The sequence below is a fragment of the uncultured Mycobacterium sp. genome (assembly GCF_964249325.1).
Classification (GTDB): domain Bacteria; phylum Actinomycetota; class Actinomycetes; order Mycobacteriales; family Mycobacteriaceae; genus Mycobacterium.
In genome coordinates this window covers 2,953-11,104 of record NZ_CAXUCH010000096.1, presented here as the reverse complement: position 1 = coordinate 11,104, position 8,152 = coordinate 2,953, and the positions used below count along the sequence as shown (strand labels likewise).

General features: G+C 64.6%; 3 protein-coding genes and 2 pseudogenes (2 of these 5 running past the window's edge). All 5 read right to left on the bottom strand.

Translation table 11 applies throughout. The annotated features are described in order from the left end of the window. Positions 1-2,026: pseudogene (locus ACFE99_RS13625) on the bottom strand (NAD-glutamate dehydrogenase); it reaches 2,847 nt to the left of the window's first position. 49 nt (positions 2,027-2,075) lie between these two features. Further along, positions 2,076-3,752, bottom strand: a complete 1,677-nt coding sequence (gene ettA, locus ACFE99_RS13620; protein ID WP_375486083.1) for an energy-dependent translational throttle protein EttA — start codon at positions 3,750-3,752, stop codon at positions 2,076-2,078. 65 nt (positions 3,753-3,817) lie between these two features. Continuing rightward, the gene (gene ssb / locus ACFE99_RS13615) at positions 3,818-4,306 is read right to left on the bottom strand and encodes a single-stranded DNA-binding protein (RefSeq protein ID WP_375486081.1); all 489 of its coding nucleotides are present in this window, start codon (positions 4,304-4,306) and stop codon (positions 3,818-3,820) included. Positions 4,307-4,564: 258 nt separating this feature from the next. Beyond that, the gene (locus tag ACFE99_RS13610; protein WP_375486079.1) at positions 4,565-6,574 is read right to left on the bottom strand and encodes a cytochrome c oxidase assembly protein; all 2,010 of its coding nucleotides are present in this window, start codon (positions 6,572-6,574) and stop codon (positions 4,565-4,567) included. A gap of 46 nt (positions 6,575-6,620) precedes the next feature. Beyond that, a pseudogene (locus ACFE99_RS13605) lies at positions 6,621-8,152 on the bottom strand (glycerol-3-phosphate 1-O-acyltransferase); it runs 826 nt beyond the window's last position.

Genomic DNA, 8,152 nt, shown 5'->3' with positions numbered 1-8,152 from the left:
ACGGGAAGCCCGCTTGCCGCAGATATTTGGCGTAACTGCGTAATACCGTAACTTGCTGCCAGGTCAGCCCCGCACGCAGCACCAGCTCGTTGAACCGGTCGATCTCGACACGGCCCTGCCAGATCGCGGTGACGGCCTCGCAGAACCGCCGCGCCGTCGCCTCCCGGTCCGGGCCTGGCGCCGGCAGGGGGACCGTCGGCTGCGGCGTGATCCTGAACTGGTAGATCCAGACCGTCAGTCCGTCGGGTCGGGTGACCGTAAACGGCCGCTCCTCGAGCACTACCACGCCCATGGATTGCAACATCGGAAGCAGCTGACTCAGTGAGGCCGTTCGCCCGCCCAGATACCAAGTCAGCCGGGCTGTGTCGTCATAGTCCTGTTCCGACAGCACCAGCTTGACCGAGTCATCGGTCAACTCTTCCATGATGCCGATGTCGGTGATCGCGTCGCCGGGAGTGACAACCTGTTTGTAGGCCTCGGGGAAGGCGGTCGCGTAGTGCTCGGCCTTGCGTTGGCCGACCGCCCCGGTCGCGGCGGCGCCGAGCAGCCGGTCGGCCCACGTACGCGCGGCTTCGGTGAGCAGCCCCTGGATCCGGATTCTGTTGGCTTCAGAGGCGTCCACGCCGCGTGGCCCAAAGTCGTCGGGTAAGCGAACCACGAAATGCAAAAGAGCCCACGGTGATTCGCTGACACGAGCGGTGAATTCCAGGCTGGCGCCGCCGAATTCGTGCACCAAGATGTCCTCGATCTCCAGTCGGACGGCGGTGGTGTAGCGGTCCCGAGGCAGAAAGACGAGGCAAGACACAAAGTGTTCGAGTTGGTCGGCGCGCAAGAACAGCAACGTTCGGCGTCGGGAGCCGAGGTCCACCACGGCTTCCGCCATGTTCAGCATCCGCTCGGCGCTTAGCGCAAATAGCTCGGTGCGGGGCACGGTTTGGATAACATCGAGCAGCAGTTGTCCGGGATGGCTGGGATCGCGGTCGGCGATCGTGAGCGCTTCTCTGACCCGCCGCGAGATCATCGGGATCTCCAGAACGTTAGCGTTCATGGCGGCAATGGTGAACAGCCCGATGAAGCGGTGCTCGACAATGCTTCCTTCGCTGTTCTCGCGGATCACCACGATGTAGGGGTAAGCGCCGTAACGCAAATGGCTGGGAACGGTGGCCTGCACCAGCACCAGCAACTTGTCGTTGTCGGTCAATTGGGGTCGCGAATCGGTGCGCTTGCGCAATACGCCCAGACTGCTCGACTCGTCCGGCGATGCGAGCCCGTCATGTACCGGGCAGCGTTGGTAGCCCAGCAACATGAAATTTCCGTCGGCCAGCCAGCGCAGTAGCGCGGCCACGTCTTGTCTATCCGGCCCCTCGTAGTGGCCGTCGAGGTTAGCGTCGACGTCGTTGGCCAGCTCGTTGAGCGTGGCGATCATTTTGGCGGAGTCCGCGGCGACTTGGCGGACATCGGCGAGCACGCGCGGTAACAGGCGTTCGGCTTCGGCGAGGGCTTTCTGGTCGACCGACGGCGAGAGCTGGACGTGGATCCACGTCTCGTCGACGCTGTCAGTGCCACCGTTTCGCGGCTCGACGCTCAGCAGGTCTCCACTGGAACTGCGCCGCACTTCGAACACCGGATTCATGATCGCCAGGTAGGCGACGCCGAGCCGATGCAGCAACACCGTGACGGAATCCATCAGCATGGTTCCGTGGTCGGTAATCACCTGTAGCGCGGGACCGAAGCCGGCCGCGTCGTCGGCCGTATACACCGCGACGCGGCTTTCCCCGGCCGGGCGGTGCCGGCCAAGCCGGTAGTGCGCGCTCAGCAGGCTGGGCGTGAGCACTGCCGTCGTCGGCGGTTGCCCGACGGGACCCGCCTCGGCCGACTGTGCTTCGGGTTCGGTTTGGTCGCCGTGCGGACCCCGGTAGGTGTCGGTGTAGGCCTTCGTGATCCAGTCCGGGACGTCCTCGTCGCGGGTAAAGGTCGTCCAGTCGACGCCGCCTTGCAGGCCGGTAGCCGGTGGATCGACCGTCATGCCGCCTGCTCCTGCCTCAGCACCCAGGCCAGCGCTGGTGCAGCCGACATTAGTCGCGGGTCAGCCGGCGGTAAGTCACTCGGTGCGGTCGGGCGGCCTCGATGCCGAGCCGTTCGATTTTGTTTTCCTCGTAGGCGCCGAAGTTGCCTTCGAACCAGAACCATTTCGCCTCGTTGTCCGCGTCCCCTTCCCAGGCCAAAATGTGGGTGCAGGTGCGGTCGAGGAACCAGCGGTCGTGCGAGATCACCACGGCGCAGCCGGGGAAGTTCACCAGCGCGTTTTCCAGAGAGCCCAACGTCTCGACGTCGAGGTCGTTGGTCGGCTCGTCCAGCAGGATCAGGTTGCCGCCCTGCCTGAGCGTCAGCGCCAAGTTCAGCCTGTTGCGTTCTCCGCCGGAGAGCACGCCCGCCGGTTTCTGTTGGTCGGGGCCCTTGAACCCGAATGCGGACACGTAGGCCCGGGAAGGCATTTCGTTGTGACCGACCTCGATGTAGTCCAGCCCGTCGGAGACCACTTCCCATACCGTTTTCTTGGGATCGATACCGGCGCGGGCCTGGTCGACGTAGCTGATCTTGACGCTCTCGCCGATCTTGACCGTGCCGCTGTCGGGTGGCTCGAGTCCGACGATCGTCTTGAATAGGGTGGTTTTGCCGACCCCGTTGGGGCCGATGACGCCGACGATGCCATTGCGGGGCAGGCTGAAGGACAAGTCCTTGATCAAGGTGCGTCCCTCGAAGCCCTTGTCGAGGTGCTCGACCTCGACCACCAGCGTGCCCAACCGTGGCCCGGCTGGGATCTGAATCTCTTCAAAGTCGAGCTTGCGAGTCTTCTCCGCCTCGGCGGCCATTTCTTCGTAGCGCTGCAGTCGGGCCTTGCTTTTGGCTTGTCGGGCCTTGGCCCCCGAGCGCACCCAGGCCAGCTCTTCTTGCAGCCGCTTCTGCAGCTTGGCGTCCTTGCGGCCTTGCACCGCCAGCCGCTCGGCCTTCTTCTCCAAGTAGGTGGAGTAGTTGCCCTCGTAGGGATAGGCACGGCCCCGGTCGAGTTCCAGGATCCACTCCGCGACGTTGTCGAGGAAGTAGCGGTCGTGGGTGACGGCCAAAATCGCACCGTTGTAGGCGGCCAGGTGCTGTTCGAGCCACTGCACGCTTTCGGCGTCGAGATGGTTGGTGGGCTCGTCGAGCAGCAGCAGGTCTGGCTTGGACAACAGCAACTTGCACAGCGCCACCCGGCGGCGCTCGCCCCCGGACAGGTGGGTGACCGGTTCATCGGGCGGCGGGCACCGCAGCGCGTCCATCGCCTGCTCGAGCTGCGAGTCGATGTCCCAGGCGCCGGCGTGATCGAGATCCTCTTGCAGCCGGCCCATTTCCTCCATCAGCTCATCGGAGTAGTCCGTGGCCATGAGCTCGGCGACCTCGTTGAACCGGTCCAGTTTGACCTTGAGGTCACCCAAGCCTTCCTCCACATTGCCGCGGACCGTCTTCTCCTCGTTCAGCGGCGGCTCCTGCTCCAGGATGCCTACCGTGGCACCGGCGGCCAGAAAAGCGTCACCGTTGTTGGGCTTGTCCAATCCGGCCATGATCCGCAAGACGCTCGACTTGCCCGCCGCATTGGGGCCGACGACACCGATCTTTGCTCCCGGCAGGAAGCTCAGCGTGACGTCGTCCAGGATGACCTTGTCGCCGTGCGCCTTGCGGACCTTCCTCATCGTGTAGATGAATTCAGCCATTCCGCGGTGCTACCTCTCTGGTCTTGCAGATTGCTCGCCGACCATCCTAGGCACCGCGCACGCAGCTACGCCGACAGCGGCAATCTGCTCTCGGCCTCGGCTACGGCTTCCGCGCTGTCGGAGTGATCTGCGTCATCCTCGCTTGAATCAGCGCTGGCTTCCGCTGAGGGCGCTGTTGCGGCGTCCACGCCGGACGGCACCGTCTTCTCGATCCGGGCAATGCAGCGCGACAAGTCGGGACCGACAGAAGTAGCGCGCATCTCCAACGTCGAGCGTCGATTGCCGTCACGGTCCTCATACTCGCTGGTGTAGACGTGGCCCGCCACGATCACCGGCGAGCCCTTACCCAACGAGGCGCCTACCCCCGAGACCAGGCGCCGGCCCCAGCAGTTGACGGTGACGAACAGCGAGTTGCCGGCTTCCCATTTGCCGTCGGTGCCGCGTCGGCGTGAATTGCTGGCGACCCGGAACTTCATCACCTCCTGATCGCCGACCTGGCGGCGTTGGGGATCGTTGACGATGTTTCCCACCACGGTCACAAACGTTTCGAACATTGCTCATTCCTTTCCTGAAGAGGCGGTGCTCGTCGATGAGCGGGCAATCCCGGTGACGCGACACCGCCGGTGTTGGTCCTATTCAGCTCCCGGCGGCCGACACCCGAAGTGGCCTAGACCGGAACTGGGTGCGGTGTGTGGAGAAAGGCGCGGTTGTGGATAACTGCGGTGGCGTCGGCTGCGGACATGTCCGCCAGGCGAATCGCTGATAGGCGGGCAAAAGGTGTACTGGGCTGGGCAGAGGCCCCGGCGCGGGGTTTACCGCTGGCTGGACGCGTCGCGGCGGGCCAGCTCCGCGAGCATCGCGTTGTAGGCGGCCAGCTCCGCATCGTCGTCGCGTTCGGCCGCCCGGTCCAACCGCTGGGCGGTTCGTCGATCGCTGCGGGTCCACTGCACAAGCAACGCGATCATGACAATCACCAGCGGTATCTCGCCCGCCGCCCACGCGATCGCGCCGCCCAGCCGCTGATCACCGAGCAGATCAGTGTGCCAGCTCAGCCCCAATGAGCGGTAAAAGCTTTCACCGAGGACGCTTCGCGTGCTCATCAACACCACGCCGAAGAACGCGTGCAGCGGCAACGAGGCGAACATCACCGCCACCTTGGCCAGCGGAGGGATCGGCCGTGGCGTCGGATCAATGCCGATCACGACCCAGTAAAAGAGGTAGCCGCTGAGTAAAAAGTGCACGTTCATCAGTAGATGGCCGAAATGGCTGCCGGCCGCGGCGTCGAAAATGCCGCCGAAGTACAGCCCGTAGAAACCGGAGACGAACAGCAGCGTCGCCACAACCGGGTTGGTGAGGACTTGGGACAGCCGGCTATGCAGCGCGGCCAACAGCCATTCGCGCATGCCCGGTGGCTCGTCGCGCCCTGCGGCCGGCAACGCCCGCAGTGCCAGGGTGACCGGAGCGCCCAGCACCAGCAGGATTGGAGCCAGCATGGACAGCAGCATGTGGGCGGCCATATGCATGCTGAACATGGCCGGCATATAGCGGCCCACCCCCGAAGACGTCGCGAACAGCATCACCGAACAGCCCAGCAGCCACGCCACTATGCGGCCCCGCGGCCAGCGGTCGCCACGGCGGCGCAACCGCAGGACCGCGGCGACGTACAGCCCGGCGAATACCAGTGCCGCCGTTCCGAAGATCAGGTCGAACCGCCAGTCGAACAGCACGCGGGCCACGGTGGGCGGCCCGGCGTAGTCGTAGCCGATCTTCACTTCCGGAACCGAGGGGTTGAGGATCGGGGGCGGCGGCGGTGGTGTACGGCCCAACCCCACCGCAACGCCGAACGTCACGCCGAATACGACGGCCTCGATCAGCGCCAGTCGGATCAGGGCACGCCGCGCGCCCGGATCTGCTTGCAGCGCAGCAACTCCGGTACGGCGCTGCCGCCAGCCGGTCACACCGAGCAGGCACAGGGCGACGACCTTCGCGATGACTAGCCGGCCGTAAGCGGTGGTCAGCACGTCGGACGGCAGTATCCGCACCAGAGCGTTGACTACACCGCTGAGCACCATCGCGACAAAACACCACAACGCGACGGCGGAGAACCGCCGCGCCGCCAGGTCGGCATGTTCGCTGCCGCAGATCGCATGCACCAGCAAGGCCAGCAGTCCGCCGGCCCACAGACTGGCAGCGACGAGGTGGATCAGCAGACTGTTGGTAGCTAGGTCATGCGAACCGCCGGCCGACGAATGCCCGGTTAACCCGAGCGGAACTAACGTCACCACCGAGCCGACCAGCAGCAGCGGCGTCCATGACCAGCGCAGCACTGTCAGACTCGCCAGCATCACCGCTGCCGCCAGGCACGCGGTCCATCGCCATGCGGCTGCGGTGTTGATCAGGCTCGCCAATGACCACAACGCCGCCGGGTTGAGATGCTGGGCGACCGGTTGACCCGAGACATCCGAAATCGTCAGCGGCACCAGCAACGCGGCACACACCGCCCACGCCGCCGAGGCCACCGTGCCGAGGCGAAGTGCACGGTAGCCAGCGACGTCGAGCACGCCGTTGTGTTGCGGCGGCACAAAGAATGTGGCGAACAGAAACGATCCGACAGCCAGCACCGCCGCCACCTCACCGGCCGCCCGCACGAAGGGCAGCCCCAGGGTGGTCACCGGCCCCGGATCGGGCAGCCCGGTGGCAGTCAGCGCCGCAGCAAGCGACAACGCCGCGATTCCCGCGGCAGTGCAGCCAGCCAGCACCGCAACCCCGATGAGGAGCGGCCCCACCACGCGCCGCCGGCCCGGCTGCAGGGCACCCGTCATAGGTACAGCGTATGGTGCACGTCCGGGCCGAATCCCCAGGACCGTGTCAGCGCGTTCGCCTACCCGCCTGCTGCGCCTGCCGAGCCTCGATCTCGCGAGCGATGAAGCGGTTGCGCGCAAGCTGCGCGACGTGGTCGAAGTCACGCAGGATATCCCGCAGCTCCTGCCGGAATGCGGTCCGGCGTTCAGCGAGATCCGGTGCGGGTTCAAGCAGGTGCTGGTCGGCGGCGACTTGGCGCGCGGTCGCGAACAGCAGGGTAGACACCGGTTCGCTGCCGCTGACTCGTCCCTGGGCGACGTATTGACGTCCGACGCCCAGAGCTAGCTGCGTCAACTCGTTAGCGCCGATCTCCGCTGGCGCATCACGCAATACGTCGGCGACGATCTCGTACGACTCAAAAAACACCCGCAGCATGGCATCTGATATCAGCGGTCGCTTCGCATACAAGATCGCATCGATCTCGTCACCGCCCGCCGCGACCTGAGCCTCCCAATCCTGGTGCCACGCCATCTCTTCGGCGATGTTGGCCCGAAACGACGCGGAATCAGCAAAGTAGAAGTCGAATTTCAGCAAGTCACGAAGCCGCATCGTCTGATCCCAGAACGCCTGTAGCCGATCCCCCTCGGCATGACGGGAATGCGCGAGCGCGAGTTCGACGATCGAGGTCTCCAGGAATGCGTGTATCACCGAATTGCGATAAAAGGCTGCCGCGTGCTCATGCTCCGGCGCAATGCGCCACACGGGTTCACGTCCGCCGTCGACTCGGGTGACCGGATGGCCGTTGGACAGTGCATCCACTGCCGCCCGCACACCCTCCGGCGTTCGCAGCCGCAGCGCACTCGTCGACATCGGGGTGTGTTTGCGTTCCAAATAGTCCAGCGAATCTTGCAGCGTTCGGTGCAGCTGGCCGAGTGTCAACGCCAACCCATGGGTGGTGAGCAGCAGGGCCGACACCAGCCCGGTCGCGTTCACCGGTGTCGCCTGCAGGATCCGCCAAGCTACCTCAAACGTCATCTTTTGCAGGGCAAGCCTTTTGGTGGCGTGATCCTCAGCTATCGGGCCGTTGGGAGGACCCAGGCACTCGCGCATTGAAACCGCTGCCGGGAAGCGGACGTAGATCTTGCCGTAGTTGCGTTCGCCTTGGGATTTGATGTAGTTGTACAGCCAGCCAACACCCTCGGGTCTTTTCTCTGCGCCGCGGGCGTAAGCGGCGTACTCGGCGATCTCATGCAGTTGGTCGAAGCTGATCGAGATCGGCTGCAGCAGGATATCCTCGCTGCGGCCTTCCAGATAAGCGTCGGCCACATAGCTCATCAGACCCATCTTGGGCGGCAACATTTTTCCGGTGCGCGATCTGGTGCCCTCGATGGACCAGCTCAAATTGAACCGTTTTTCGACGAGGTAGCCGACGTATTGTTTGAGCACGTATTTATACAGCTGATCATCGCCGATCTTGCGCCGGATGAAGATGACACCCGAGCGGCGCATCAGCGGTCCCATGAACCCGAACGCCATGTTGATCCCGCCGAACACATGGGCCCTCGGCAAGCCGTTCTCCTGCAGCGCAACTGTCAGCA